The organism is Trinickia soli (genome assembly GCF_002879855.1).
GTDB classification, from domain to species: domain Bacteria; phylum Pseudomonadota; class Gammaproteobacteria; order Burkholderiales; family Burkholderiaceae; genus Trinickia; species Trinickia soli.
Genome location: NZ_PNYB01000002.1, coordinates 1 through 23,683 on the forward strand (window position 1 = coordinate 1; position 23,683 = coordinate 23,683).

A 23,683-nucleotide genomic window follows, 5' to 3' on the forward strand; every position below is an offset into this window, starting at 1 on the left:
AGTCCACAGCCGGTGCTCAGGCCGTTCTATCGAACAGCCTGAGCACAAGCACTACCTAGTCTAGCCCGCCGCCAAAGGGGACATCTCTATCTTGGGCAAAAGGGGACATTTCAATTTTGGATTGACACCGAATTTGGCGACGCACGCCAAACACATGACGGGTTTGCCAACGCGTCGCTGGATCTGCGTACGCTAAAATCGGCGAGCACTTTTTCTCTCTTCGCGTTTTTCCTTCCCGCCTATGAACTTCGACCACGATCTGCAAGCTATCGCCAGGCAAGAACATACGCTCGTGTTTCCCCGTTTCGATGCGGCACGCGCCTGGAAGCTCGGGACGTTCTTGCGTGAGTTGGCTCTTGCGCGCAGCCACGCGGTCGCCATCGACGTTCGCACGTTCGGGCTGCCGCTGTTCTTTTGCGCGCTTGACGGCACCGCGCCCGACAACTCTGCCTGGGTGCGGCGCAAGAGCAACGTCGTCGCGCATTTCCGACGCAGTTCGTATGCCGTGGGCCTGCGTCTGCAGCAAACGGCCGCGACGCTCGTGGACAAATACGGGCTGCTCCCCGCCGAGTACGCGGCCGCCGGCGGCGCGTTCCCGATCACGCTCGCGGGCCTTGGCGTCATCGGCTCGGTCACCGTTTCGGGGCTCACGCAACGCGCCGATCACGAGTTGATCGTCGAAGCCTTGTGCGCCGAGCTCGAGCACGATTTCGCCACGCTGGCGCTCGACAAGGTGTGAGCGATGCGCGGCTCATCGTACATCTGGCTTGCGGTCGCGATCGTCGCCGAAGTGATCGGCACCTCGGCCCTGCGCGCCTCCGAGGGCTTTACGCGGCTGGTGCCGGTGCTCGTCGTCGTGGCCGGTTATGGGCTCGCTTTCTACTGCTTGTCGATGACGCTTAGGACGATGCCGGTCGGTATCGTCTATGCGATCTGGTCAGGGGTGGGCATTGTGCTCATCACCCTCGTGGCGATGGTCCTTTACCGGCAGGTGCCCGATGTGGCTGCCCTGGCGGGGCTGTCGCTGATCGTCGCAGGCGTGGTTGTACTGAACCTGTTTTCCGACATGAAGGCGCATTGACGATGGCTTGTTGGTGCGCGCGTCGGTAAGCTTGCCGGCAAATATCCGAGCATAGCGGCGGCGCTTGCGAGGCCGGCGGCCACGTGTCGTCCACGCAATAAATCGCGCTCGATCGGCGCGGTTCCGCGCGGCGGCCGCGCATGCTACCTTGTGCGCTCCTCGACCTTCTTGTGCCGCGCTCATGTCTACGCCAGTTCCGATGCTCGTCGAAAGTGACGAGGTGCGCACTCGTATCGTTAACCGCATCGGCTTGATCGAACTGAATCGGCCGCAGGCGCTCAACGCACTCTCCCGTCCGATGATTCAGGCAATGCACGCCGCGCTCGACGCGTGGCGCGATGATCCGCGCGTTCTTGCCGTCCTCGTTCGCTCGTTGCATCCGCGCGCATTTTGCGCCGGCGGCGACGTGCGGTTTTTCTACGAAGCCGGTCGACGTGGGGACGTCGCCGCACGCGATGGTTTCTTTACCGACGAGTACGCGCTCGACCATGCCATCTTCACGTATGAGAAGCCCTATATTGCGCTGATGGAGGGCGTCGTGATGGGCGGCGGAATGGGGATTTCGCAAGGTGCCCATCGTACGGGCGGCCTGCGCATCGTCAGCGAAACGACGAAGATGGCGATGCCCGAAACGCGGATCGGCTTGTTTCCCGATGTCGGTGCGGGATGGTTCCTCGCGCGCACGCCCGGTGCGATCGGCCGCTATCTGGCCGTGACGGGAGCGACGATCGGCGCGGCAGACGCACTCTATGCGGGGTTGGCCGACACCTATATCGATACGTCGGCGATGCCGGCGCTACTCGATGCACTAGGTGCGGAACGGTTTGCCGATGCAGCCGAAGTATTGGCTTGCATCAAGCGCCTGACGAGCCGCACGGCGCCCGCGCGTCAATCCGAACCGGCCGCGCGCGGCGCTCAGAGCGCCAGCTCTGCGCCTTCGCTTGCCACACTGCGGCCATGGATCGATCGGCATTTTGCGCACCCGGATGTCGCCGGCATCATTGCGTCGCTCGAAGCGGAGAGCGAGCCCGATGCGCGCGAGTGGGCGCAACAGACGATTCGTGCGATGCGAGAGCTTTCGCCGTTATCGATGGCGGTTTCACTCGAGGTTGTCGCGCGCGCGGAAGGCCCGATGTCCGATTGCCTGCGTCGCGATCTCGATTTGACTCGCTCGATGTTCGATCATGGGGATGTTATCGAAGGCATCCGGGCGCGGATCGTCGACAAGGACAATCGCCCGGTTTGGCGCATTGCGCGTATCGAGGATGTCACACGCGCCGAAGTCGAACACATGTTCGTGAGCCCCTGGACGCCCGAGACGCACCCGTTGCATGCACTTGTCGGATGAGGGCGGACGACTGACCGAGCGGGCCGGGTCGACGTTCAGTCGTCGTCTTCGTCTGGTGCGGCGCCCATGAACGCGCGCATGAATACGAGCGCACCCCAGCCCCACATCGCGTTGCCCGCAAAGCCCACGGCTAGGCGCGGCAGCATGTTTCCGCTCGGCCAGATGCCGCGCGCCGGGTCGACGCCGAAAATCCGGGCGGCCGTCAGCACGATGCCGCCGAACACGAACGCTTGAACCCACGGGGCCGCCCGTTCGGGCGAGATGCGCAGCAACCAGGCCATCAGGACAGCCCAGGCGGCGCTCCAAATCGCGTTGGCGATAAATTCGGGCATGCCTAGAGGCGCGAACGGTTCCGTGGAAAAGCCCGTTGCGTCGATCAATCCGGCCGCATGAAGCAGGGCGAGCGTGGCTTCGCGAAAAAACAACGCCGCGAGAAACCCGGAGACGAAAGGCAGAATGATTTTTTGCATGAAGTGCAGGGCGGGCGCGCGGCGATACGCTGCGCACGGCGCAGCACGCACCCACGCGGGCACGCTGAATCGGAACGAGCGACATTATAGGCGGGCTTCCCGCAAGTTCCGTTCGGCGCACGGCCGGGGACAGGCGTTGCGCCGCGAAAGTGCTACATTGAATTGGCGAACGGCATGCACAAGGAGGGGGCCATGTCCAAATCCCTGAGTCCTGAAGCGATCGAAGCGCTGCGGCGCTTGAACGAGGTCGGCATCGGCCAGTCGCCGCCGCTCGTCTCGACGTCGATTGCCGCCGAGCTGCTAGGCGCGGGCCTTGCCGACGAAAACGGCAACGGCGCGATCGAGATCACTTGCGACGGCCGGCGATATTTGTCCGGCGATTGCGATTGATGCATACGATGCGCTTCGCTGCGCCGCCAGGACGCTAACCTCGCGCGAGCGGGCGGGTCCGCGCGTAAGCCGTTTCGAGACGCGCATCGATCAGTGGGAGGTTGCCATGGAACCGAACGGTATCGACATGGGCGATTATGTCGAGCGTTATCGCGGATTTCATGTAGTCGAGGGCTCGCGCGCCGGTTCGGGGTCGGCCTCGGCGTCCTCGCGCGTTTCCGGCAGCGCAGCCCAGACGAGCATGACCGCAAGCGCACCGGCCGCGGCGAGTCCCATGAAACTCACGGTGTTGCCGAACCGGTCGGCCACGAACCCCGCCGCGAGCGTGCTCAGCGTCGCGCCAATGCCCGCCGTCAGACCGAACAACCCGATACAGAGGTTGTAATGTCCTTTCCCGCCGGCGACGTCGGCCGCGATGAGCGGCAGCATGACACCGAAGACCGCCGCGCTGATGCCGTCGAACAGTTGCACGGGCGCAAGCAGATAGGGGCTCGAGATGCCGGCGAACAGCAGCGCGCGGATCGGCAGCGCAGCAAATCCGAGTAGCAGCAACGGCCGCCGCCCCCAGCGCTCGGCCGAGCGCCCGACCCACGGCGACAGCGCGGCCACGACCATCTGCGGCACGATGATGCAGGCCGCGATGACGAGCTGCACGTTATCGCTCATGTGCGCCGTGACTTCGCCTGCGGCCAGATTCAGCATCGCGGCATTGGACAGGTGAAACAGCGCGATGCATGCGGCGAACACGAGCACGCGTCGGTCGCGCAACAATGAGCTGATGCTTTCGCGGTGCTCGGGCTCGGCGGCCGCCGCCCGTCCGCCCGGCTTACCGGATGGCCGCGCCGGATAGGTTGGGGCGCGCGCGGTGTGGTCGATCATCGAGAGCGCGATCAGCGCCGGCACTGTCAATGCAGCCGTCAGCCAGAAGACGGCGCGTGCAGACGAATATTCGCCGAACGCTCCCATCGCGGCGGCTGCGAAGGCGCTGCCGATCGAGGCGAAACGTGCATTGCGGCCGAGCCGGTCGCCCAATGCCCGGTGGCCGACGAGCGCGAATGAAATGGCTGCGATCGCCGGCGTAAGCATGCAACTGGCGAACCCGTGGAAAACTTCTGCGGCCAGCACGGGCAGCAGCGTGGGGCTCGCGGCAAGCAGCAGCGCGCATGCTGCGATGGCGATGATCGCGGCGGCACCGGCGGTTTTCTTGTCGCGCAGCGCGTCGATGAGCGCGCCGGCCGGGACCTGGCTCAACATCGCGGTGGCCGTGCCTACGCTCAGTGCGACGCCGATCTCGCCCTGTGTCCATTTGTTGGCGGTCAGATAGGACGCGATGAACGGCCCGAACCCGGTCTGCACATTGGCGAGAAAGAAGTTGAGCCAGTCGAGCGCGCGAAGACTTCGAGAAATTGCCATCTGCGCGTTCGTTACCTTGTTGGGGGCGCGGCGGAAGCCGCCGCAGTGGCCGAGGCGGGCGCAACGGCCCGCGCCGGTTCATTGGGGGTGTACGGCGGGGCCGCATTGACCTGGGCGTCGGATAGCTCGGTTTGCAGCGAAAACGCGTCGCCCTTGCTGACGATGCGCAGCGCCGACCACTGCGCCGCGATGCTGCGCCGCTCGTGAATCAAACTGCCGACGTCGACGACCGCGGCTTGCGGCTGGCCGCGATTGTCGATCAGCACGTCGATGACACGGCCCACACGCGTACCGTTGGCGCGCTCGGCCGTCGCATCGATCACGCCGAGCAAATGCGCATCGTCCGCCGCAGCGCCCGCCCCTTTGGCGTTCGGCTTGTCCTGGTGCTTCGCCGATGCGGCCGCGGGCGGTTCGCCGGGGGGAATCGCGAGTGTGATCGGCGCCTTTTTCTGCGCGGCATCGAATTTGAAGTCGGTCCAGGGAAAGCGCATCTTGCGATCGCCGATGCCCATGAAGCCCGCCAGGTTGACGAGCAGCTCGCGCGGCTTGCCGGCCGCGTCGACGAACATGTCGATGGCGCGACCGATGACGTGTCCATCCGGACGCTGGACGCGCGCATCGAGCAGGGCGTGCGTGTCGTTCACCGCGAGCGTGCGCGTCGTGATCAACGGCGGCGGCGCGGTCGGAGCCATTTGCGTCGGAGCCGGTGCGGGGCGCGGCTTCGATGGCCGCCGATAAGTCGGTTTCGGCGCGACGTGCCTGGGCTCCGGCGCTTCGCGCGGCGGAGCGGCGGCGATGGGCGCCGAGGCCGCTGCCTCGGAGGCGGGCGCCGGCGGCGCCTCCTCGACGGGGGCGGGCTCAGGGGCCGGTTGCTCGGGCTGCGGCGCCGGCGGCGGCGCGAACCAGGTGCTGCATCCGGCGAGCATCGCGAGCAGCGCGACGAGAAGGATGCGCCCGGTGAGGTACTGACGGGTCAATCCGCCGTTCATCGATTGGAACTCCTTAACCTTAAAGCGGACGCGGTGGCGCGCAGGCGCGCCGCGGGGTTTTTCGCGGCCTCCATTCTATCTGGGACATTCCCGCGCGCGCAGATAGATGTCATTACATTGCCCGTGGCGCACATGCGTATCGGGGCACCGTGGGTTGCCCGGCCAGCCGCGGCCGGCCGATGCGGTAAAATTGCGAACCTGCCGTTTGTGCCGTTTGCCTTGTTCGCCATGTCGCTACCCAACCCACCCAGTCCGCGCCGCCTGTCCGTGGCCCCCATGATGGACTGGACCGATCGTCACTGCCGTTACTTCCATCGGCTTATCTCGCGCCGCACGTGGCTCTATACCGAGATGGTGACGACGGGGGCGTTGCTGTTCGGCGATGTCGCACGTCATCTCGCGTTCACCGCCGAGGAGGCGCCCGTTGCGCTGCAGTTGGGTGGCAGCGAGCCCGACGATCTCGCGCGCGCCGCCAAGCTCGGCGAGCAATGGGGGTACGACGAGATCAATCTCAATTGCGGCTGCCCCTCCGAGCGCGTGCAGCGCGGCGCATTCGGCGCGTGTCTGATGAATGAGCCGGCGCTGGTTGCCGATTGCGTGCGCGCGATGCGCGATGCGGTTTCCGTTCCGGTGACGGTCAAGCACCGAATCGGCGTCGATGCCATGGAAGATTACGCTTTCGTCCGCGACTTCGTCGGGACAATCGCGGAAGCGGGCTGCGAAGTCTTCATCGTTCATGCGCGCAATGCGATCCTGAAGGGGCTTTCGCCGAAGGAAAATCGCGAAATTCCCCCGCTGAAGTACGAGTACGCGTACCGTCTCAAGCGTGATTTCCCCGCGCTCGAGATCATCATCAACGGCGGCATCAAAACGCTCGATGAAGCGCAGTTGCATCTGGAGCATGTCGACGGCGTGATGCTGGGCCGAGAGGCCTATCACAATCCGTTCGTGTTGGCCGATGTCGACGCCCGTTTTTACGGCGGTGAGGCGGCGAAGACGCGTGAAGAAGTGGAGGCGGCGCTCATCGACTACTGCGCCGCCGAACTGGCGCGCGGAACGTTCCTGGGTGCGGTCACCCGCCATGCGCTCGGACTCTATCGCGGCGTGGCGGGTGCGCGTGGGTGGCGGCGCGTGCTGTCGGACAACAAACGACTCGCGAAAGGCGAACTCTCGATTTTCGATGAAGCACGCAGCTACTTGCGCGAACCATCGGAAATAATCGACTAAAGGGACTAGGCAAGCCGCGTTTCTGTTCGTATAATCTCGCTTCTTCGTTGGTCACGCCGGCGTAAGAGCAAGCGGTACAGTGGTGGCTGTAGCTCAGTTGGTAGAGTCCAGGATTGTGATTCCTGTTGTCGTGGGTTCGAGTCCCATCAGCCACCCCAAAGCATTCAAGCACTTAGCCCAGCCCTAGCCGCTGGGCTTTTTGTTATCCGGCTGGCATCCGCATCAACACCGGCGAGCACGCCGCCGCGTCCCGCATACCGGGTCGCCGGCCCGTTCTTTCGTGCAAATTTTCGTGCATGTACGTTGTCCTGCGTCGACCATAAGCTTTCAGATGCGGTGCCAGGTGGCGTATGCGACCACTCGTCGATGTTGAGCGGCCATGTTTCGGTCTCGGTGAAACCGAGCGGCACCGAAGTTGGGCCACGCTAAGCGTCGGGCACCGCCTGTTGACCGGGAGTTGCCGATGTTCGATACCTTTGCTCGTCGTTCGGCTCGCACACGTCGCCAGTCGTCGAGCGGCCGCTGGCCGCGTGTGGGCTCGATCTTGCGCTCCTTCGCCCGCGCATTTCGCCGGTCCGGCGGCTATACGCTGCGCAGTCCCTATCCGGTCAATTCGGTGTTGACCGATGCCGCTCAATTCGAGGCGCTGGGGTTGCATCCGCGCGAGCCAGGGGCTTTTCAGCGGCTTGCCGATCGGCATCGATACGAGATCTTCGTTCGCACGAGCCACGTTTCGCGTGTGGCGAACGTCGGCCGCGTCGGCATGCGGCCCAAGCCTGAGGCGCTTTACCGGAAGACGGGACGCGCGGCCTCCGTGCCCGGAATGATCGTCTATGCGGATAGCGAGATCGAGCAGGCGGAGCGGGATCTGGCCGCTATCCATCATCCGGATCAGTTGCACGCATCGCTTGCGATGCGCGTACTCGCGACGGAAGGCCTGCGGTTGCGGCCTCTGGGCGACGGTATCCACGGCGTTCGCGACGGCGCCGGAAATTTCTTTTATGGCGACATCGATATCCATGGCGTTTATCAACGCACCGGGCCGAATCGCGCTCGACAGGTGAATGCAGGAACGTTCGTGCCGCTCTTTAACGCCGAGTTGGCCGCGACGGGACTGTACTCGGCTAATCTGCTCGAATACCGCACGCCGATGCTGGAGAAGGATTTCGGCGTGCTGCCGTACTTGCCGATTCAGCATGGCGCGCACGACGAATGGGCCCGGCGCAACGATCCCTTCTACGCGGGCGGCGTCAACATGGGACCGCTGCCCGGCGTCATTCATTTTCGGCCCGGCGAGAAGCCGCGCCACGTTTCCACGGTCGCTCATTACCGGGACATCCTCGCGTCGCTGGGACAGGAGAGGGTCTACTCGGCCGAGGCGTGGGACCACGGTCGCAATCGGTTGGCCGCGGTTCGGTACGTGCGACGCAATTCTTCGCCGATGCCGGAGGAACCCACCTCGACGCGTCTCTGAAGCGTCGCCGCGACGTGCCTCGTAACGGCAAGATGCGGCCCGACGCGATGCTGGTGGTACGATTCGCCCATAGGGCGGCGCATTCCCTGGGCGCCGGCGACGAACAACCGAAAATCGAGCCAACACCATTTCATCATGGGCACAAAGAAGACCCACCCCAAACTCGAGCAGGCGCTGACACGCGGCGACCTCGCGATCCGACAAGCCAACTCCGTGCGTGCTACGGCTGTCTTGCAGGCGCTCGGCAAAATGGTTGTCGATGCTTGCGCGACGATCGGTGTGGAAGCGTTCACGCTGATTCCCGACGGCGACCGCATTTACGACCCCGACGCAGGCATTTGGCCGCAGACGCTTTTGATTTCGCTCGACGGCCCCGTCGAGGATGCCGATCCCGATGAGATCCGCAAGGTGTGGCTGGTGGCGGATACGCCGTCGGTCGTCTTCCGTGTCGAATGGCAACGAGCGGACGGGAAGGTGGGGCGTCACGAGGCGCGTCCGTTCGCGACTGTCGCGTTTCTCAGCGACGTCGAGATTCCCTGGAGCGACGACGAGGAGTGAGCGCGGCGCGGCGCAGCGCGCACCCATCGGTGCGCTGCCGTCAACGCATTAATCGGCGTCTGAACAGCGCGGCGCAAATAAAGAACGGTGCGATCGCGTAGGCGACAAGGACAGCCACGTGTAGCGCAATGTTGCTGACGGGGCGCCCCAGCATCGCCGCTCGAATCAACTCCACCGCGTGCGCCAGCGGCAGCGCCATTGCCGCATGGCGTATGGCTTCAGGTAGCTGCGTCAGCGGGAAAAATACACCGGACAGCAACAGCATCGGCGTAAGCGCCAGTGTCTGGTAGAACATGAAAAAGTCGTACGAAGGAGCGAGCGCCGTCACGATCATCGCAAGGCTTGCAAAAGCGAGTCCCGCCAACGCAACGACGGGCAGCGCAAGCAGCATCGACGGGAACGTGGCATAGCCGAGTGCGCCGGCAACGAGCATGATCGCGGCGCCGGACAGCACCGCCTTGCTCGCGGCCCAAACGATCTCTCCCACCACGACATCGCCGAGCGTCAGCGGCGTATGCATGATCGCTTCCCAGGTGCGCTGCACGTGCATGCGCGAGAAGGCCGAGTACATCGACTCGAACGAGGCCGACATCATGACGCTCGATGCGACTGTGCCGGCCGCCAAAAATGCGATATAAGAGACGCCGTCGACGTGCCCGACCATGAGGCCGAGGCCGAAGCCCAGGCCGAACAGATAGATCATCGGATCCGCCAGGTTGCCCAGCATCGAAGCAGCCGCGAGCTTGCGCCAGACCAGATAGTTTCGACGCCACACCGCAATCCAGTTCGTTGCGTTGGCAGGGAGCGCCAGCAAGTGGCGGCGTGCGCCGTCCGTCGGGACGGCATGACGCGTCTGAGTGTGCGTGTCGTACGGCGGCGCATCCATCTTTCTTTGCCCTTGATTTCCGTGACGGCCGGCCCGAATTCCACGTTGCGCGGCATATCACGATGTTCGGCCCGGCATATGTGCGGCATTCGCCGCTTGCTTGCGTGCCTGCAGTTTCGGCACGTCGCTTCAATGGCGGTTCAGTCCTGCATCTCCCGCCCCGTGAGTCTCAAAAACACATCTTCAAGGTTGGCTGGCCGGTGCAAATAGCGCAGGCCCTGACGACCGGCCAGCCGTGCGTGTATCGGCTCCGCATCGCGCACGTAGCAGAACAGCGTTTCGCCGCTGATTTCGGTGCGCGTGGCGAACGGCGAGAGTTCATCGCGTAGCGCCGTCGGCGACGGGCCGTACACTTCGATGACGTCGCACCCGATTTCGCTTTCGACCAGTTCGCCCGGTGTGCCTTCCGCAATTTTGCGACCTTCTTCGATAATGCAAAGCCGATGGCAAAGGCGCTCGGCTTCTTCCATGAAATGGGTCGTCAGCAAGATCGTCTTGCCGCGCGCCAGCAGCGAGCGCAGCCGGTCCCAGATCAGATGGCGCGCCTGCGGATCCAGGCCGGTCGTGGGTTCGTCGAGAATCAAGACGTCGGGATCGTTGATCAGCGAGCGCGCAAGGGTAAGCCGCCGCCGCATGCCGCCCGACAGCTCGCCCACACGCGCATTCGCTTTGCTTTCGAGTCGAGCAAATTCGAGCAATTCAGGGACCATGGCGCGCGTCTTGCTGGCCGATAGGCCGAAGTAGCGGCCAAACACGAGCAGATTCTCGCGGACGCTGAAATCCGGGTCGAGGTTATCGAATTGCGGCACTACGCCTACGCGCTGACGCGCGAAGCGTGCACCGGAAGGGATTGCGTGCCCACATAGCGAGATCGCGCCCGCACCAGGTTCGACCAAGCCCAGCAGCATCCTCAAGGTGGTGGTTTTCCCCGCGCCGTTTGGACCGAGCAGGCCGAAACATTCGCCCGCGCGAACGTGGAATGACAAGGCATCAACGACGGTCTTGTCGCCGTACCGCTTGAAGACCTCGCAAAATTCGATCGTATTGTTGGACATGAAGACGAACGTGAGTGACCGCACAAGTTGCCAGCCGACGGCGCTTCATTCTATTGCATCGGGCGCCGACGCCTTGCCCAGCCTTGCAAGCCGTTGCTGGTGCGGTGCAACGTTCGAGAACGACGGGAAGTGTCGGGTGGCGGTCGAGGGGGCGCGGGCTAGGCGTTTTCCTAGCCTTGCGCGTCCGAGTGCGTCGCACCATGATGAAACGGATGAACCGCGATTGGCGCGGACTGGGAGGCCAACGATGGCAAGCTACAAAAAAATCCTGCTGTGCTACGACGGCACACGCGAGGGGCGCAAAGCGCTACGTTGCGGGGCCGACCTCGCTCTCGAGCTGAAAGCGGAGACGCACTTGCTGTCGGTCGTCGATATGCGCACGAGCATTGCGCAAAGCGCCGGGCTGCTGACTGACGTCGCATGCGGCCGTTTCGAAGACGCCGCCCGCGAGATCCTGCAAGAGGGTGTCGATTGGCTTACCGAGCGCGGGGTACTGGCGCACGGCCACTTCGCGTTCGGCCACCCGATCGACGAGATCACCAATCTTGCCGAGGAACTGAAGGTCGATCTCGTCGTGGTGGGCCATCGGTCGCGCAGCGGCCTGTCGCGCTGGTGGATGGGTTCTGGCAATACGCCATTACTCGACCGCGTCTCCTGCAGCATCCTCGTGGCAGTCTGCACCGCGCATGAGCAGGAACCTGCCGCGATCGCACCCACAGCGGCTGAGGAGGGCGGCGTCGCTCGCTGAAAGCGACGCTTGCGGTTCGCTAGGAAGGCAATTCGACGGCGTCGATTTGCCACGAAAACCAGCCGCGCCGGTGAAAGATGACGCTGTAGGGCAGGCTATCGCCGCTGCGCGCATACGTGACCTCGAACGTGTCCATATCGCGATAGCCGGCGCTGCTGGACGCACGCGGCGCGGGGGCTTGAGCGGCGCGTTGCGACGCGCCGGCAGCCGTGGACGATGGCGCTTCCTGCTGCGGCGCCTGGTCCGCCGGCTGCTCGCCGACAGGAGGCGGCGTTTCGCCCGGCGTACCTTGCGGCGGCATACCTGCGAGCAAAGCGGCTACGCCGTCTGGCGTTGCATAAGCATCGACAAGCGGATCGACGAGCGCCATGCCGACGAGTGCGCCCAGTGCGGCAAAAGGATGTTGTAGCTTTTGCGTTTCAACGCGCCGGCTCAGCATTTGCGTGACCTGCTGCTTGAGGCTCGTGCGCAACGCGGGATAGTCGACATAGCGGTCGATCATTTGCGCGTTACGTTGTTGCACGGCGTCTCGCAGCCGGCTCAACACAAGATAGGGCGATGCATAGGCCAGGACGATCAATATCAGGACGATGATCGCAATGCCCGAAGCGACAACGGCAGCGAGCGGTTTTCGGGCAGTCGGACGGTTTTGGGTTGTCATAAGAAGTCGGCCTTAATCGGTGTGTAATCCTAATCGACAACGATCGAGCCGAAACGATCCCTGGCAACGATAACAGTGGCCGCGGGCAGTCCCCGATCCCATCAAAGGGTTGCGCCCGCGCGCTCATCGGCAATGCATCGATCGATCATCTTGCAGACGGCGTCGATCGTCCCCACCAGAATGACACGCGATGCGCCATGATAGACGCGCACAGGCGCGCGCCGGGCAGGCTCCGCATGCAGTGCGCTATTGAGCGACACCCGGGCGAAGGCAGGCAGCGCCGCGGGCTGCATGCCGGCCCGCGAACCGGCGTCGCGCGGGAGCGCGGACGGCGCGCAGACCGTTTCGAGCGGGGGACAGGGGACGACGCCGCGCAGATGACGCAGACGGCCGAAAGTGCGAAAAGGCATGAGGCGGGCAAGGCGATCCATAGCGTCTCCTAAACGTATCCAGAGTCAGAATTCCGTCGGACGGATGAGCCCGACGGCAATGCCTTCAAGCGCGAAATCTGCGCTGCCGGCCTGCACGAAGATGTTTTCGTAATCCGGGTTTTCGGCGATGAGCTCGACACCGTTCGGGCGCCGTTTAAGGCGCTTGACCGTGACGTCGTCGCCCAGGCGCGCGACGATGATCTGCCCGTCCTTCGCTTCGCTGCGCTTCTGCACGGCAAGCAGGTCACCATCGAGAATGCCCGCGTCGCGCATCGACAGCCCGCGCACCTTCAGCAGATAGTCGGGCTTGCTCGAAAAGAGCGCCGGGTCGCACGCGTAGTGTTGCGAGATGTGCTCTTGCGCGAGGATCGGGCTACCTGCAGCGACGCGCCCTACGAGCGGCAGAGACAGTTGCATCAATGCCGGATGCGGCAGCGAAAACTGGTGCGGCATGTCCTCTGCCGCCAGCAACCGGATGCCGCGCGACGCGCCGGCGGCCAGCTCGATCACGCCCTTGCGCGCGAGCGCACGCAAATGCTCCTCGGCCGAGTTCGCCGACGAAAAGCCGAGCGCCGCCGCGATTTCAGCCCGGGTAGGCGGGAAGCCGCTGTGTTCGATCGATTGGCGGATCAGGTCGTAAACCTGTTGCTGCCGGGCGGTAAGTTTGGTCATTGGGCCACTGTATAGATAGACAGGTTGCTGTATTTTTATACAGTACCCGAAGGAATTCAAGTGCGACGTTGCGACCCCGCATCGTTCGGCTTAGCAGAAATTTGCATTAAAAAATGAAAAATCATTCTTTCGAGGAATAAGCGACGCCGGCTAGACTGGCCGGATCAACCAAAAACGAGCGCCGCCGCTCCGGCCGGGAGATATCGGTCGCAGCCGGCGCATACGTCCGCGTCCGCGTGACGGTGCGAGGCGGGCGAGGGTGCGTGGCACCGCTGCTTCGCGCCGACCGATCGCGGGCCGGGCCTTGTCGAAGAGAGAATCAGCGATGAATTTTCAGCAACTGCGCTACGTGCGCGAGGCGGTACGTCGCAATCTGAATCTGACAGAAGTGGCCAACACCCTGTTCACGTCGCAATCGGGCGTGTCCAAGCAGATCAAGGATCTGGAGGACGAACTGGGCGTCGATATCTTCGTGCGCCGCGGCAAGCGGCTCACCGGGCTGACCGAGCCGGGCAAGGCCGTGCATCAATTGATCGAGCGTATGCTGCTCGATGCGGAGAACATGCGCCGAATCGCTCGGCAGTATGCCGACGAGGACACCGGCCATCTCGTCGTCGCGACCACTCACACGCAGGCCCGATACGCGTTGCCCAAGGTGGTGCGCGAGTTCACCCGCGCTTTTCCGAAAGTGCAGCTCGCGCTGCGTCAAGGCAACCCGCAGCAGATCGCGCAGATGCTGATCGACGGCGAAGCCGACATCGCCATTTCCACCGAGGCGCTGGACCGTTTTGCGGAAATCGTCACGTTTCCGTGCTACTCCTGGCATCACGTCGTCGTCGTGCCCCGGCGGCATCCGCTCGCAGGCGCGCACAGCGTCGCGCTGGAGGATGTGGCCGAATACCCGATCATCACCTACGACCGCGATTTCACGGGGCGCTCGCATATCGACGAGTCGTTCGCAAGAGCGGGCCTGCTGCCCGACGTGGTGCTGACGGCGATCGACGCCGACGTCATCAAGACCTACGTGGAGCTCGGCATGGGCGTGGGCATCGTCGCAGCGATGGCGCACGATCCGAAGCGGGACACCGAACTCGTGGCCCTCGACTCGCAGCATCTGTTCGAAGGCAGCACGACGCGCGTGGGCTTGCGCAAAGGCGCATTCATGCGCGCTTACGTTTACCGCTTCATCGAGATGTTCGCACCGCAGCTTTCCCAGGCCGGAATGGCCGCGCAATTGCGCGAGGCGGCCTGAAGCGGCCCCGGCCGCCCGGAAGCAGCGATGGCTCACGGCGCCGTTGGCGCTGCATGAGCAGGTGCGCACGCGTGCGGCGCGGTTAGAATGGCGCCCATGACTACGACCCATTCTTCCGCTTCCCCCGCGGCCCTGCCGCGTATCGCCGTACTCGCCACGGGCGGCACGATCGCCGGCTCCGCCGCAGATGCCGCGCAGACATCGGGCTACCAGGCCGGCGTCGTCGGCGTCGATCGGTTGTTGGCGGCCGTGCCGGCGCTCGCCCACGTTGCCCGCATCGAGGCGCACCAGATTGCGAGCATCGATAGCAAAGACCTCGAGGTCGCGCTTTGGACGACGCTTGCCGAGCGGATCACCGAACTTGCGGCGCGCGACGACATCGACGGTGTCGTCATCACGCATGGCACTGATACGCTCGAAGAGACGGCCTATGCACTGCATTTGACGATCAAGACGGGCAAGCCCGTCGTGCTGACGGCGGCGATGCGCCCGTCGTCCGCGCTATCCGCGGACGGCCCGTTGAACCTGCTCGGCGCCGTCACGGTCGCGGGCTCGAAGGCCGCGCACGGGCAGGGCGTGCTCGTCGCGTTCAACAATCGCATCCACTGCGCGCGCGACGTCGTCAAGACCAGCACTTATGCCGTCGATGCGTTTCATTCGCCTGAAATCGGCGCGCTTGGGTGGGTGCAAGACGGTCGCGTGGAGTTTCAGCGTCGGGTCGTACGGCCGCATACGGCTGCGACGCCGTTCGTTGCCGGCGTGTCCTGGCCCGTCGTCGAAATCGTCGCGAGCTACGCGGGTGCGTCGCGCACGACCGTCGATGCGCTCGTGGCCGCAGGCGTCGGCGGGATTGTCGTCGCGGGCACCGGCAACGGCTCTATCCATACGGCCGTGCAAGCTGCGCTGGCCGACGCGCGCGCACGCGGCATCGCCGTCGTCCGTTCTTCGCGGGTCGGCTCCGGACATGTCATGCGCAACGGGGCGGCGCCTGACGACGCTTGCGGCTTCGTCAGCGCAGGCACGCTCAACCCCTACAAGGCGCGTGTCCTGCTCATGCTTGCGCTGGCCGCCGGCGAACGCGAGCCGGCCGCGCTGCAGCGGATATTCGACACATATTGATTTCGCGCGCGACGTTTCCGGTGCCGGGCGCACTGGCGATGCCCAGAGCGCGGACGTGGGACGTTAAGACGCTGGCGCCCCACGACGATTGATGAATTGGCAATCCGACAGACGGACACCCGACGACGACGTCTGACCGACCAAGGCTTCCCCGGCGCCGCCGGGTGCCGCTGCGGACCCCACTGCCGCTCTCAGCCCGAAAGCGGCTTTTTTGCCTCTCCCCCGATGCCGGCTTGACCGGGGCTGCGCTGCGCGTTTGACGATGCGGGCGCGGGCCGGTCCGGCGTTGCATGCGAGGGCGAGGCGCCCCACGTGCCGGTCGTCCGATTGCGGCTCGAACGACCGAATCCATTTGCATCGGCCTTGCAGGCTTTAGCGTGTACCTTCCCCGGCAGGTGCCTCGGCGATCTCGAAGCCGGACATGATTTCGAGCGCGCGCAACAGCGCCGAGTGGTCCCAACCGCCGCCGTCGTGGGCCGCGCATACGCTGAACAGCTGCTGTGCGCTGGCCGTGTGCGGCAGGGCGATCCCGAGCCTGCGCGCGCCGTCGAGGGCGAGGTTCAGATCCTTGCGATGCAGATCGATCCGGAAGCCCGGCTTGAAGGTGCGCTTGGTCATGCGTTCGCCATGCACTTCCAGAATGCGCGAAGACGCGAACCCACCCATCAGGGCACGACGCACGCGTTCGGGGTCGGCGCCCGAGCGTGCCGCGAACAGCAGCGCCTCGGCGACGGCCTCGATGTTCAGCGCGACGATGATCTGGTTGGCGACCTTGCAGGTTTGACCGGCGCCGTTGTCGCCGACGAGCGAGATGTTCCTGCCCATCAGCTCGAACAGCGGTTTTGCGCGTTCGAAGGCCTGCTCGGGGCCGCCGACCATGATCGAGAGGGTCGCCTCGCGTGCGCCGACTTCGCCGCCGGAGACCGGCGCATCGAGGTAGTCGCAGCCCAGCGCGTTGATGCGTTTGGCGAATTCCTGCGTATCGAGCGGCGAAATGGAGCTCATGTCGATGACGAGCTTGCCGGCCGACAGGCCCCTGGCCACGCCGTCGTCGGCGAACAGCACATTGGCGACGTCCGGCGTGTCGGGCACCATCGAAATGACGATTTCCGATGCACGCGCCACCGCCGTCGAGTCGGCCACGACCAGCGTGCGCTCGCGCAGATCGTCGGGTACCGGATAAGCGCCGTTGACGACGAGCTCGTGTCCGCCTTTCAGAAGGTTGCGCGCCATGTGCGCGCCCATGATGCCCAGGCCGATGAAACCGATCTTTGCCATATCTATGTTTCCGTTTAGCAGTGTGTCGTGTTTGAGTCGGGCGGAGCGCAAGTTGCCTGCTTTCCCCGCCTGCCGCGTCAGCGCGCGCCGTGCTGCCCCGCCACTTCGCGCAGCCACGTGAGCCCTTCGAGCGTGGTCGAACGCGGCTTGTACTCGCAGCCGATATAGCCGCTGTAGCCGAGCCGGTCGAGCCAGTCGAACAGGAACGCGTAGTTGATTTCGCCCGTGCCCGGTTCATGCCGTCCCGGGTTGTCGGCGAGCTGGATATGCGCGATGCGCGGCAGATGCTGTTGCAGCGTCGCTGCCAGTTCGCCTTCCATCCGTTGCATGTGATAGATGTCGTACTGCAGATAGAGGTTGTCCGACCCGACATCGCGCATGACGTCGAGCGCCTCGCTCGATCGATTCAGCGCAAAGCCGGGGATGTCGTACGAATTACAGGGTTCGACGAGCAGCTTGATGCCTTCCTTTTCGAGCGCCGTGGCGGCGAAACGCAGGTTGTCGACGATCGTCGAGCGCGCGTGCTCCGGCGAGATGTCGCGCGTTGGAATGCCCACGAGACAATTCAATTGCGGCACGCGCAACGCCTTTGCGTATTCGATTGCGCGGCCGACGCCGTCACGGAACTCGGCGATGCGATCGGGCAGGCAGGCGATCCCGCGCTCGCCGGCTTCCCAGTTGCCGGCGGGCAGATTGTGCAGAACGAGCCGCAAGCGGTTCGCTTCGAGTCGCTCGGCGAGAGCGGCGGGCGAGTACGGGTACGGGAACAGGAACTCCACGGCGGAAAAACCTGCGCGCGCGGCCGCCTCGAAACGTTCGAGGAACGGTACTTCATTGAACAGCATGGTCAGGTTGGCTGCGAATTTCGGCATGATGCGGTAGCTCGTCGGTCGGTCAGGGGGACGACGATCGCCGCGGTGTCGGCAATCGTCGGGGCGTACGATGTTTCGGGTAAGCAGCACGCAGCGAATGTCAGTCAAGCAGCGAAATCGCCGTCGGCGCGTCGTGCTTGGTATCCGCGAGCGGCTCGAATTCGTTGACGGCGTCGATTTCCGCACCCATCGCGATGTTCGTCACGCGCTCGAGAATCACTTCCACGACCACCGGTACGCTGAATTCGGCCGCCATCGCCTGCGCCTTTTGCAGAGCGGGAGCGATCTCGCCGGGTTCGAACACGCGCAGCGCCTTGCAGCCGAGGCCTTCGGCAACGGCCACGTGGTCGACGCCGTAGCCGTTCAGTTCCGGCGCATTGACGTTCTCGAACGCAAGCTGCACGCAGTAGTCCATTTCGAACGCCCGTTGCGCCTGGCGGATCAGCCCAAGGTACGAGTTGTTGACGACCACATGGACGTACGGCAGCTTGAACTGCGCGCCCACGGCCAACTCTTCGACCATGAACTGGAAGTCGTAATCGCCCGAGAGCGCGACGATTGGACGGCTCGGATCGGCGGCGCGCACGCCGAGCGCGGCGGGGATCGTCCAGCCGAGCGGGCCGGCTTGGCCGCAGTTGATCCAGTTGCGTGCCTTGTAGACGTGCAGGAATTGCGCAGCGGCGATCTGCGACAGCCCGATCGTGCTGACATAGCAGGTGTCGCGGCCGAACACCTTGTTCATCTCTTCGTACACGCGCTGCGGCTTGATCGGCACTTCGTCGAAGTGCGTCTTGCGCTGCATCGTCTTTTTGCGTGCGCGGCACGCTTCGCTCCAGGCGCTGCGGTCCGTCAGCCTGCCGGCGGCTTTCCATTCGCGCGCCACTTCGACGAACAACTCGAGCGCGGCCTTCGCATCGGAGACGATTCCCAGATCGGGCCCGAACACGCGGCCGATTTGCGTCGGTTCGATATCGACATGAACGAACTTGCGGCCCTTCGTATAGACCTCGACGCTGCCCGTGTGCCGATTGGCCCAGCGGTTGCCGATACCGAGCACGAAATCCGATTCGAGCATCGTGGCGTTGCCGTAGCGGTGCGACGTCTGGAGACCGACCATGCCGGCCATCAGCGGATGGTCGTCGGCCATCGCGCCCCAGGACATCAATGTCGGTACGACCGGCACACCGATCGTCTCGGCGAATTCGACCAGCAGGGCTTCGGCCCCGGCGTTGATGACGCCGCCACCCGACACGATGAGCGGACGCTGTGCGGCGTTGAGCATGTCGAGCGCCGCTTCGATCTGCTTGCGCGACGCCTTCGGCTTGTAGACGGGCAGCGGTTCGTACGTCTCGATGTCGAACTCGATTTCGGCCAGTTGCACGTCGATCGGCAGGTCGATCAGCACAGGGCCCGGCCGGCCCGAACGCATCAGATGGAAGGCTTGCTGAAACACGCGCGGCACGAGCGCCGGCTCACGCACCGTGACCGCCCATTTGGTGACAGGCTTGGCGATCGATTCGATGTCGACAGCCTGAAAGTCCTCCTTGTAGAGACGGGCCCGTGGCGCCTGCCCTGTGATAGCGAGAATAGGAATCGAGTCGGCCCAAGCCGAATAAAGTCCTGTAATCATGTCGGTGCCGGCGGGGCCCGACGTGCCGATGCATACGCCGATGTTGCCGGGCTCGGCGCGGGTGTAGCCCTCGGCCATGTGAGAGGCGCCCTCGACGTGGCGCGCGAGCACATGACTGATGCCGCCCGCGCGACGCAGCGCCGAGTAGAACGGGTTGATCGCGGCGCCGGGCACCCCGAACGCTGTATCGATGCCTTCTCTTTCCAGCACGAGCACAGCGGCGTCGACGGCTCTCATCTTCGGCATGGGTGTCTCCTTTCCTGTTCGTCCAATTCATAACCAGCGGGTTAGACGCACTGTAGAACTACAGGAAAGGTTTGATAAGATCGCTGAGAGTTCGTTTTTTAGATACGAAAAGTATCGAATCGAGGAGTGGGTGGCCGCGCCCGGCCTGAAGGGGTTCCGGTCGAATCGACGCAGGGCAGGGACCGCAGTCTCTCGACGCGGCGCGCGGCGGGCCGGACGGCCTGGGATCAAGGAAAAGCGAGGATGGACCGTTTCAAGCAGATCGAAACATTCGTACGAGTGGCCGAGGCCGGCAGCCTCGCGGCGGCGGCGCTGGAAGAGGGCGTCTCGCCCGTGATTCTTGGGCGTCGCATCGACGCGCTCGAAAAACGGCTCGGTGTGAAGCTGATGTACCGTTCCACACGCAGGCTCGTCGTCAGCGAGGCGGGGGCCGCGTTCCTCGAACGCTGTAAGGGGCTGCTCGCCGACTGGGATCAGGCTGAAAACGAGCTGGCCGTGGGACGTCAGGCCGTGAGCGGGCATTTGATCGTTTCGGCGCCCGCCGCTTTCGGCCGCATGCACGTCGCGCCGCTTGCGCCTGCGTTCTTGGCCGATAAGCCGGGGCTGCAGATGTCGTTCAACCTGACCGATCGCGTCGTCGATCTGGTACGCGAGGGCTACGATTTGTCGATCCGGATCGGCGGCGCCGTCGACCCCAATTTCGTGGCGGTCAAGCTCGCGACGAACCGCCGCGTCGTCTGCGGCACGCCTGGCTATTTCGCGCGGCACGGTCGCCCGCGCGCGCTGGAGGATTTACTCGCGCACAACTGCCTCGCTTTCAATCTGCAGGGCGGCCAAAACCGCGGGTGGTACTTCCAGCGAGGGGGCAAGCGCGTGACGATGCGCGTAGCCGGCTCGCTCGACTGCAACGATGGCGAGCTGCTGCATCGGTGGGCCTCGGAAGGGCTTGGACTCGGCTGGCGTTCGACCTGGGAGATCGCCGACCAACTCGCGCGCGGCGAGCTCGAGACGGTGCTCGACGAGTTCGCGCTGCCGGAATACGACATTTTGGCCGTCTACCCGCAGCAGCGATACGTGCCGGCCAAAGTGCGCTATTTCATCGATTACCTGAAGGAGGTTTATGCCCGGCCCGGTTATTGGGGGGGGCTCCACACCTCCCCGACCCGCTAGATTCCATGTAGCAGGCTGTGCGCCAACACGCGCGGCTCTTGGAACTGTGTCGCCAACTCGAAACTGAGCACGAACGCGGCGCCATAAAACACAGCGGGATAGTGCTGCGCGAGCGCCAGTACCGGTGCGGCGACGCGCGTGCGTATCGCCCCGGCGCTCATCACCCATGCGATGCCGATGCCGAGCGCCGCACCGGCCAGCACGTCCGTCGGGTAATGTACGCCGAGATAGATGCGCGGCAGGCCGATCAGCACCACGGCGTGCAAGAGCGCGTAGGCCCCCACGGGCCGCGAGGCGAGGAAAATGCCCATAGCGACTGCGCACCAGAGCATGGCGTGATCGCTCGGAAACGAACTCCACGTTCGCAGCACCGGCTCGTCCACGTTGGCCTCCGGAAAGAACGCACGCAACCCCGGTTCGTACATCGGCCGCAGGCGAAACGGCAGGTAGTGCGCAAGCAGGCGGCCGGCCACCAGCGCGACGAGACCGCTCGCGATGGCGATCACGACGAGTTCGCGATTGTGTCGCCGGACGGACTCGTCGCCCGGTGCTTCCGCGCGTTCGGGCCTGAACCAGACCCACCACAGCAGCGCAACCAACACCACACCCTTGGGCAAGTACGCGTTCACGACCGTCTCGACTATATGGGTGAAGTCTTGAGAGGGAATGGCCACATTACTTATGGATGGAATGGCCCACGTATCGATGAAGTTCATTTGTCTCTGCTCCCCTGGATGCGGCAATTGACATGACTTCATTGTTGGCCGCAGCCCTTGTCACGACGTCGCATCGCAAGGATCGCCAGTGCCTGGCTACGCCGCGAAGCGCTCGATTGCCGGTGACGACCATCATGGTATTGTTATGAACACGCGGTAAGTGCGCTAGCGCGTACTGTCCCAACTAATTATCGGATCCCTCGCGGCATTGGTGCATGGAGACGACGCTGGACGCACCGCGCCCCATACCAGCTGCGCGCTCGCTCGATCGCGGCGCAAGCACGAGCGACCGCCAGATGCAGCTTGGGCCGGGTACAACCGGATGACGATTCCCCACCGGTTCGACGTGGCCCGCCTGCCGCGCAGTGGGCCGCGGTGCACGGCATTGCGCGGCGAAGCTCTTTGCGCTACAATCTCCGGCTTCTCACTTGCCACACCGGTTGGTTTCGATCATCGAATCGACCATCGACGCCCGGGTGGCTTTAATCCATAAGGAGTGTGTATGCGTCATTACGAAATCGTCTTTGTCGTACACCCCGATCAAAGCGAGCAGGTGCCCGCAATGATCGAGCGGTACAAATCCACGATTACCACGCGTGGTGGCAATATCCATCGCATCGAAGACTGGGGCCGTCGCCAACTGGCCTACATGATCGAGAAACTCGCGAAGGCTCACTACGTTTGCATGAACATCGAATGCGATCAGGCCACGCTCGAAGAGCTCGAGCACGCATTCAAGTTTAACGACGCCGTGCTGCGTCACCTCATCGTCAAGATGAAGAAGGCCGAAACGGGCCCTTCGCCGATGATGAAGGAAGTGCAACGCGAAGAAGCCAAGAAGGCGGCTGCCTCGTCGCAACCGTCCGAAGCGCAGGCTTAACGGTATTTACGGTTTAAGCCACCTGGGTCTCGTCGGTTTTTCGCCGCTCTCGTGAACAGGCTGCAACTCGTAGCCAGCGTGATCGAGCGCGAGCCGCTGCGCTATACGCCGGCAGGCGTGCCGATCGCAACCTGTACGCTGCAGCATCGCGGGGAAGTCGTCGAAGCCGGCATCGTCCGGCAAGTCGAATTGACCTTGCCCGCGCTGGCCGCGGGCGCCGCGAGCGGAAAGCTGGAAACGTGTGAGATGGGCGTAGAGACGCTCTTCACCGGTTTCCTGGCGAAGAAGAGCCGCAATGCGAGAACCCTGGTGTTTCACATCACAGAATTGCAGGACATTGGAAAGGACTGAACATGCCCCGCCCGACTGGTAAGAAATTCGACAAGCGCCGTCAGCAACAAAACCCGCTGTTCAAGCGCAAGAAGTTTTGCCGCTTCACGGCTGCTGGCGTCGAGTACATCGACTACAAAGACATCGACACGCTGAAGGACTTCATCGGCGAAAACGGCAAGATCACGCCGGCGCGTCTGACGGGTACGAAGGCCCACTATCAACGCCAGCTCGATACGGCTATCAAGCGCGCGCGCTTCCTCGCGCTTCTGCCGTACACCGACCTGCACAAGGCCTAATCAGACGACGCGATAAGGAGAATCCGAATGCAAATCATTCTTTTGGAAAAAGTCGTCAACGTGGGTAACCTCGGCGACGTGGTCAAGGTCAAGGACGGCTACGCCCGTAACTTCCTGATCCCGCAAAAGCTGGCTCGTCGTGCAACGAAGGACGCGATCGCCGAATTCGAAGTGCGCCGCGCCGAGTTGGAAAAGGCTGCTGCCGAGAAGCTCGCCGCCGCTCAGGCGCAAGGCGGGAAGATGGAAGGCCTGACGGTCCAGATCGCTCAGAAGGCAGGCGTCGACGGCCGTCTGTTCGGTTCGGTCACGAACGCCGACATCGCCGCTGCGCTGACCAAGCAAGGCTTCGAGGTCGAAAAGGCGCAAGTGCGCATGCCGACCGGTCCGCTGAAGATGGTGGGCGACCACCCGGTGCAAGTGTCGCTGCACACCGACGTCCTCGTCGACGTCACGGTGTCGGTGCTGGGCGAGCACGCCTAAGCATCGCA

27 protein-coding genes and 1 tRNA gene are annotated in these 23,683 nt (G+C 64.0%); 16 read left to right on the plus strand and 12 right to left on the minus strand.

Annotation, left to right across the window (positions count from 1 at the left end; all coding sequences use genetic code 11):
• Positions 1-241 precede the first annotated feature (241 nt).
• The 3 genes from C0Z19_RS02280 (at position 242) to C0Z19_RS02290 (ending at position 2,429) form a co-directional block, all read left to right on the plus strand.
• A complete protein-coding gene (locus C0Z19_RS02280; protein ID WP_102608189.1) occupies positions 242-739 on the plus strand; it encodes a heme-degrading domain-containing protein in 498 nt (165 codons plus the stop codon).
• Between the two features lie 3 nt (positions 740-742).
• Positions 743-1,081, plus strand: a complete 339-nt coding sequence (locus C0Z19_RS02285; RefSeq protein ID WP_102608190.1) for a DMT family transporter — start codon at positions 743-745, stop codon at positions 1,079-1,081.
• 181 nt (positions 1,082-1,262) lie between these two features.
• Positions 1,263-2,429 carry an enoyl-CoA hydratase/isomerase family protein gene (locus tag C0Z19_RS02290; RefSeq protein WP_102608191.1) on the plus strand — a complete coding sequence of 389 codons (1,167 nt, stop codon included), beginning with the start codon at positions 1,263-1,265 and terminating at the stop codon, positions 2,427-2,429.
• Between the two features lie 35 nt (positions 2,430-2,464).
• On the opposite strand, the gene C0Z19_RS02295 is transcribed toward C0Z19_RS02290, so the two are convergent.
• Complete coding sequence (locus C0Z19_RS02295; protein ID WP_102608192.1) at positions 2,465-2,899, minus strand: hypothetical protein; 435 nt, start codon at positions 2,897-2,899, stop codon at positions 2,465-2,467.
• A gap of 192 nt (positions 2,900-3,091) precedes the next feature.
• On the opposite strand from C0Z19_RS02295, the gene C0Z19_RS02300 reads away from it, so the two are divergent.
• Positions 3,092-3,289, plus strand: coding sequence for an HAD family hydrolase (locus tag C0Z19_RS02300; RefSeq protein ID WP_102608492.1), 198 nt, complete (start codon positions 3,092-3,094; stop codon positions 3,287-3,289).
• Positions 3,290-3,448: 159 nt separating this feature from the next.
• On the opposite strand, the gene C0Z19_RS02305 is transcribed toward C0Z19_RS02300, so the two are convergent.
• Both C0Z19_RS02305 and C0Z19_RS02310 read right to left on the minus strand, forming a co-directional pair.
• Positions 3,449-4,702 (minus strand): MFS transporter, encoded by a 1,254-nt coding sequence (locus C0Z19_RS02305; protein ID WP_102608193.1) that lies wholly within the window; start codon positions 4,700-4,702, stop codon positions 3,449-3,451.
• An 11-nt stretch (positions 4,703-4,713) separates the two neighbouring features.
• On the minus strand, positions 4,714-5,691 hold the full coding sequence (locus C0Z19_RS02310) for a PRC-barrel domain containing protein (protein WP_158242936.1): 978 nt from the start codon (positions 5,689-5,691) through the stop codon (positions 4,714-4,716).
• Positions 5,692-5,919: 228 nt separating this feature from the next.
• Between C0Z19_RS02310 and dusA the strand changes: the two genes are divergently transcribed.
• The 4 genes from dusA to C0Z19_RS02330 all read left to right on the plus strand — a co-directional run bounded on the left by dusA (position 5,920) and on the right by C0Z19_RS02330 (position 8,950).
• The gene (dusA, locus tag C0Z19_RS02315) at positions 5,920-6,918 is read left to right on the plus strand and encodes a tRNA dihydrouridine(20/20a) synthase DusA (protein ID WP_102608493.1); all 999 of its coding nucleotides are present in this window, start codon (positions 5,920-5,922) and stop codon (positions 6,916-6,918) included.
• A gap of 82 nt (positions 6,919-7,000) precedes the next feature.
• Positions 7,001-7,076 (plus strand) — tRNA-His (locus C0Z19_RS02320).
• A 305-nt stretch (positions 7,077-7,381) separates the two neighbouring features.
• Entirely contained in the window at positions 7,382-8,392 is a 1,011-nt protein-coding gene (locus C0Z19_RS02325; protein ID WP_102608195.1) for a hypothetical protein, read from the plus strand.
• A 135-nt stretch (positions 8,393-8,527) separates the two neighbouring features.
• The gene (locus tag C0Z19_RS02330; protein ID WP_102608196.1) at positions 8,528-8,950 is read left to right on the plus strand and encodes a hypothetical protein; all 423 of its coding nucleotides are present in this window, start codon (positions 8,528-8,530) and stop codon (positions 8,948-8,950) included.
• 40 nt (positions 8,951-8,990) lie between these two features.
• Here C0Z19_RS02330 and C0Z19_RS02335 read toward each other — a convergent pair whose 3' ends face one another.
• Complete coding sequence (locus C0Z19_RS02335) at positions 8,991-9,836, minus strand: ABC transporter permease (RefSeq protein ID WP_102608197.1); 846 nt, start codon at positions 9,834-9,836, stop codon at positions 8,991-8,993.
• A 140-nt stretch (positions 9,837-9,976) separates the two neighbouring features.
• Positions 9,977-10,891 carry a nodulation factor ABC transporter ATP-binding protein NodI gene (gene nodI, locus C0Z19_RS02340; RefSeq protein WP_102608198.1) on the minus strand — a complete coding sequence of 305 codons (915 nt, stop codon included), beginning with the start codon at positions 10,889-10,891 and terminating at the stop codon, positions 9,977-9,979.
• Positions 10,892-11,138: 247 nt separating this feature from the next.
• On the opposite strand from nodI, the gene C0Z19_RS02345 reads away from it, so the two are divergent.
• Positions 11,139-11,639: a universal stress protein gene (locus C0Z19_RS02345; RefSeq protein ID WP_102608199.1), complete on the plus strand. Its 501-nt coding sequence runs from the start codon at positions 11,139-11,141 to the stop codon at positions 11,637-11,639.
• A 19-nt stretch (positions 11,640-11,658) separates the two neighbouring features.
• Here the strand turns inward: C0Z19_RS02345 and C0Z19_RS02350 are convergent, their stop codons facing one another.
• From C0Z19_RS02350 to lexA, 3 genes are all read right to left on the minus strand, one after another.
• Positions 11,659-12,300: a DUF2939 domain-containing protein gene (locus C0Z19_RS02350; protein ID WP_102608200.1), complete on the minus strand. Its 642-nt coding sequence runs from the start codon at positions 12,298-12,300 to the stop codon at positions 11,659-11,661.
• A 101-nt stretch (positions 12,301-12,401) separates the two neighbouring features.
• Complete coding sequence (locus C0Z19_RS02355) at positions 12,402-12,731, minus strand: hypothetical protein (RefSeq protein ID WP_102608201.1); 330 nt, start codon at positions 12,729-12,731, stop codon at positions 12,402-12,404.
• Positions 12,732-12,755: 24 nt separating this feature from the next.
• A complete protein-coding gene (lexA, locus tag C0Z19_RS02360) occupies positions 12,756-13,403 on the minus strand; it encodes a transcriptional repressor LexA (protein ID WP_102608202.1) in 648 nt (215 codons plus the stop codon).
• Positions 13,404-13,728: 325 nt separating this feature from the next.
• Between lexA and C0Z19_RS02365 the strand changes: the two genes are divergently transcribed.
• Both C0Z19_RS02365 and C0Z19_RS02370 read left to right on the plus strand, forming a co-directional pair.
• Positions 13,729-14,655 carry a CysB family HTH-type transcriptional regulator gene (locus C0Z19_RS02365; protein ID WP_102608203.1) on the plus strand — a complete coding sequence of 309 codons (927 nt, stop codon included), beginning with the start codon at positions 13,729-13,731 and terminating at the stop codon, positions 14,653-14,655.
• Between the two features lie 87 nt (positions 14,656-14,742).
• A complete protein-coding gene (locus C0Z19_RS02370) occupies positions 14,743-15,774 on the plus strand; it encodes an asparaginase (RefSeq protein WP_102608204.1) in 1,032 nt (343 codons plus the stop codon).
• A 372-nt stretch (positions 15,775-16,146) separates the two neighbouring features.
• Here the strand turns inward: C0Z19_RS02370 and C0Z19_RS02380 are convergent, their stop codons facing one another.
• From C0Z19_RS02380 to gcl, 3 genes are all read right to left on the minus strand, one after another.
• Positions 16,147-17,052 carry a 2-hydroxy-3-oxopropionate reductase gene (locus C0Z19_RS02380; RefSeq protein ID WP_102608206.1) on the minus strand — a complete coding sequence of 302 codons (906 nt, stop codon included), beginning with the start codon at positions 17,050-17,052 and terminating at the stop codon, positions 16,147-16,149.
• A 77-nt stretch (positions 17,053-17,129) separates the two neighbouring features.
• Complete coding sequence (gene hyi, locus C0Z19_RS02385; RefSeq protein WP_102608207.1) at positions 17,130-17,924, minus strand: hydroxypyruvate isomerase; 795 nt, start codon at positions 17,922-17,924, stop codon at positions 17,130-17,132.
• Between the two features lie 100 nt (positions 17,925-18,024).
• Positions 18,025-19,800, minus strand: a complete 1,776-nt coding sequence (gcl, locus tag C0Z19_RS02390; RefSeq protein WP_102608208.1) for a glyoxylate carboligase — start codon at positions 19,798-19,800, stop codon at positions 18,025-18,027.
• A 243-nt stretch (positions 19,801-20,043) separates the two neighbouring features.
• Here gcl and C0Z19_RS02395 point away from each other — a divergent pair, with 243 nt between their 5' ends.
• Positions 20,044-20,970, plus strand: a complete 927-nt coding sequence (locus C0Z19_RS02395) for a LysR family transcriptional regulator (protein WP_102608209.1) — start codon at positions 20,044-20,046, stop codon at positions 20,968-20,970.
• Here the strand turns inward: C0Z19_RS02395 and C0Z19_RS02400 are convergent.
• Entirely contained in the window at positions 20,967-21,686 is a 720-nt protein-coding gene (locus tag C0Z19_RS02400) for a phosphatase PAP2 family protein (protein WP_102608210.1), read from the minus strand. The genes C0Z19_RS02395 and C0Z19_RS02400 overlap by 4 nt on opposite strands.
• A gap of 502 nt (positions 21,687-22,188) precedes the next feature.
• Here C0Z19_RS02400 and rpsF point away from each other — a divergent pair.
• Genes rpsF through rplI form a run of 4 tightly spaced genes read left to right on the plus strand, consistent with a single transcriptional unit; the run spans position 22,189 to position 23,675 of the window.
• Positions 22,189-22,566: a 30S ribosomal protein S6 gene (gene rpsF, locus C0Z19_RS02405; protein WP_102608211.1), complete on the plus strand. Its 378-nt coding sequence runs from the start codon at positions 22,189-22,191 to the stop codon at positions 22,564-22,566.
• Positions 22,567-22,617: 51 nt separating this feature from the next.
• The gene (gene priB / locus C0Z19_RS02410) at positions 22,618-22,917 is read left to right on the plus strand and encodes a primosomal replication protein N (RefSeq protein ID WP_102608212.1); all 300 of its coding nucleotides are present in this window, start codon (positions 22,618-22,620) and stop codon (positions 22,915-22,917) included.
• 2 nt (positions 22,918-22,919) lie between these two features.
• Positions 22,920-23,195 (plus strand): 30S ribosomal protein S18, encoded by a 276-nt coding sequence (gene rpsR / locus C0Z19_RS02415; protein WP_102608213.1) that lies wholly within the window; start codon positions 22,920-22,922, stop codon positions 23,193-23,195.
• A 27-nt stretch (positions 23,196-23,222) separates the two neighbouring features.
• Entirely contained in the window at positions 23,223-23,675 is a 453-nt protein-coding gene (gene rplI, locus C0Z19_RS02420; RefSeq protein ID WP_102608214.1) for a 50S ribosomal protein L9, read from the plus strand.
• Positions 23,676-23,683: the final 8 nt, after the last annotated feature.

What these genes read in the sequence shown, in the direction of transcription:
- C0Z19_RS02330 (WP_102608196.1), top strand. Translation starts at nt 8,528, where the DNA reads ATGGGCACAAAGAAGACCCACCCCAAACTCGAGCAGGCGCTGACACGC.
- C0Z19_RS02285 (WP_102608190.1), top strand. Translation starts at nt 743, where the DNA reads ATGCGCGGCTCATCGTACATCTGGCTTGCGGTCGCGATCGTCGCCGAA.
- lexA (WP_102608202.1), bottom strand. Translation starts at nt 13,403, where the DNA reads ATGACCAAACTTACCGCCCGGCAGCAACAGGTTTACGACCTGATCCGC.
- C0Z19_RS02280 (WP_102608189.1), top strand. Translation starts at nt 242, where the DNA reads ATGAACTTCGACCACGATCTGCAAGCTATCGCCAGGCAAGAACATACG.
- rpsR (WP_102608213.1), top strand. Translation starts at nt 22,920, where the DNA reads ATGCCCCGCCCGACTGGTAAGAAATTCGACAAGCGCCGTCAGCAACAA.
- C0Z19_RS02310 (WP_158242936.1), bottom strand. Translation starts at nt 5,691, where the DNA reads ATGAACGGCGGATTGACCCGTCAGTACCTCACCGGGCGCATCCTTCTC.
- rpsF (WP_102608211.1), top strand. Translation starts at nt 22,189, where the DNA reads ATGCGTCATTACGAAATCGTCTTTGTCGTACACCCCGATCAAAGCGAG.
- rplI (WP_102608214.1), top strand. Translation starts at nt 23,223, where the DNA reads ATGCAAATCATTCTTTTGGAAAAAGTCGTCAACGTGGGTAACCTCGGC.
- C0Z19_RS02325 (WP_102608195.1), top strand. Translation starts at nt 7,382, where the DNA reads ATGTTCGATACCTTTGCTCGTCGTTCGGCTCGCACACGTCGCCAGTCG.
- C0Z19_RS02295 (WP_102608192.1), bottom strand. Translation starts at nt 2,899, where the DNA reads ATGCAAAAAATCATTCTGCCTTTCGTCTCCGGGTTTCTCGCGGCGTTG.
- C0Z19_RS02350 (WP_102608200.1), bottom strand. Translation starts at nt 12,300, where the DNA reads ATGACAACCCAAAACCGTCCGACTGCCCGAAAACCGCTCGCTGCCGTT.
- C0Z19_RS02305 (WP_102608193.1), bottom strand. Translation starts at nt 4,702, where the DNA reads ATGGCAATTTCTCGAAGTCTTCGCGCGCTCGACTGGCTCAACTTCTTT.
- C0Z19_RS02380 (WP_102608206.1), bottom strand. Translation starts at nt 17,052, where the DNA reads ATGGCAAAGATCGGTTTCATCGGCCTGGGCATCATGGGCGCGCACATG.
- hyi (WP_102608207.1), bottom strand. Translation starts at nt 17,924, where the DNA reads ATGCCGAAATTCGCAGCCAACCTGACCATGCTGTTCAATGAAGTACCG.
- C0Z19_RS02395 (WP_102608209.1), top strand. Translation starts at nt 20,044, where the DNA reads ATGGACCGTTTCAAGCAGATCGAAACATTCGTACGAGTGGCCGAGGCC.
- gcl (WP_102608208.1), bottom strand. Translation starts at nt 19,800, where the DNA reads ATGCCGAAGATGAGAGCCGTCGACGCCGCTGTGCTCGTGCTGGAAAGA.
- nodI (WP_102608198.1), bottom strand. Translation starts at nt 10,891, where the DNA reads ATGTCCAACAATACGATCGAATTTTGCGAGGTCTTCAAGCGGTACGGC.
- C0Z19_RS02300 (WP_102608492.1), top strand. Translation starts at nt 3,092, where the DNA reads ATGTCCAAATCCCTGAGTCCTGAAGCGATCGAAGCGCTGCGGCGCTTG.
- C0Z19_RS02335 (WP_102608197.1), bottom strand. Translation starts at nt 9,836, where the DNA reads ATGGATGCGCCGCCGTACGACACGCACACTCAGACGCGTCATGCCGTC.
- C0Z19_RS02400 (WP_102608210.1), bottom strand. Translation starts at nt 21,686, where the DNA reads ATGAACTTCATCGATACGTGGGCCATTCCATCCATAAGTAATGTGGCC.
- dusA (WP_102608493.1), top strand. Translation starts at nt 5,920, where the DNA reads ATGTCGCTACCCAACCCACCCAGTCCGCGCCGCCTGTCCGTGGCCCCC.
- C0Z19_RS02355 (WP_102608201.1), bottom strand. Translation starts at nt 12,731, where the DNA reads ATGGATCGCCTTGCCCGCCTCATGCCTTTTCGCACTTTCGGCCGTCTG.
- C0Z19_RS02290 (WP_102608191.1), top strand. Translation starts at nt 1,263, where the DNA reads ATGTCTACGCCAGTTCCGATGCTCGTCGAAAGTGACGAGGTGCGCACT.
- C0Z19_RS02345 (WP_102608199.1), top strand. Translation starts at nt 11,139, where the DNA reads ATGGCAAGCTACAAAAAAATCCTGCTGTGCTACGACGGCACACGCGAG.
- C0Z19_RS02370 (WP_102608204.1), top strand. Translation starts at nt 14,743, where the DNA reads ATGGCGCCCATGACTACGACCCATTCTTCCGCTTCCCCCGCGGCCCTG.
- C0Z19_RS02365 (WP_102608203.1), top strand. Translation starts at nt 13,729, where the DNA reads ATGAATTTTCAGCAACTGCGCTACGTGCGCGAGGCGGTACGTCGCAAT.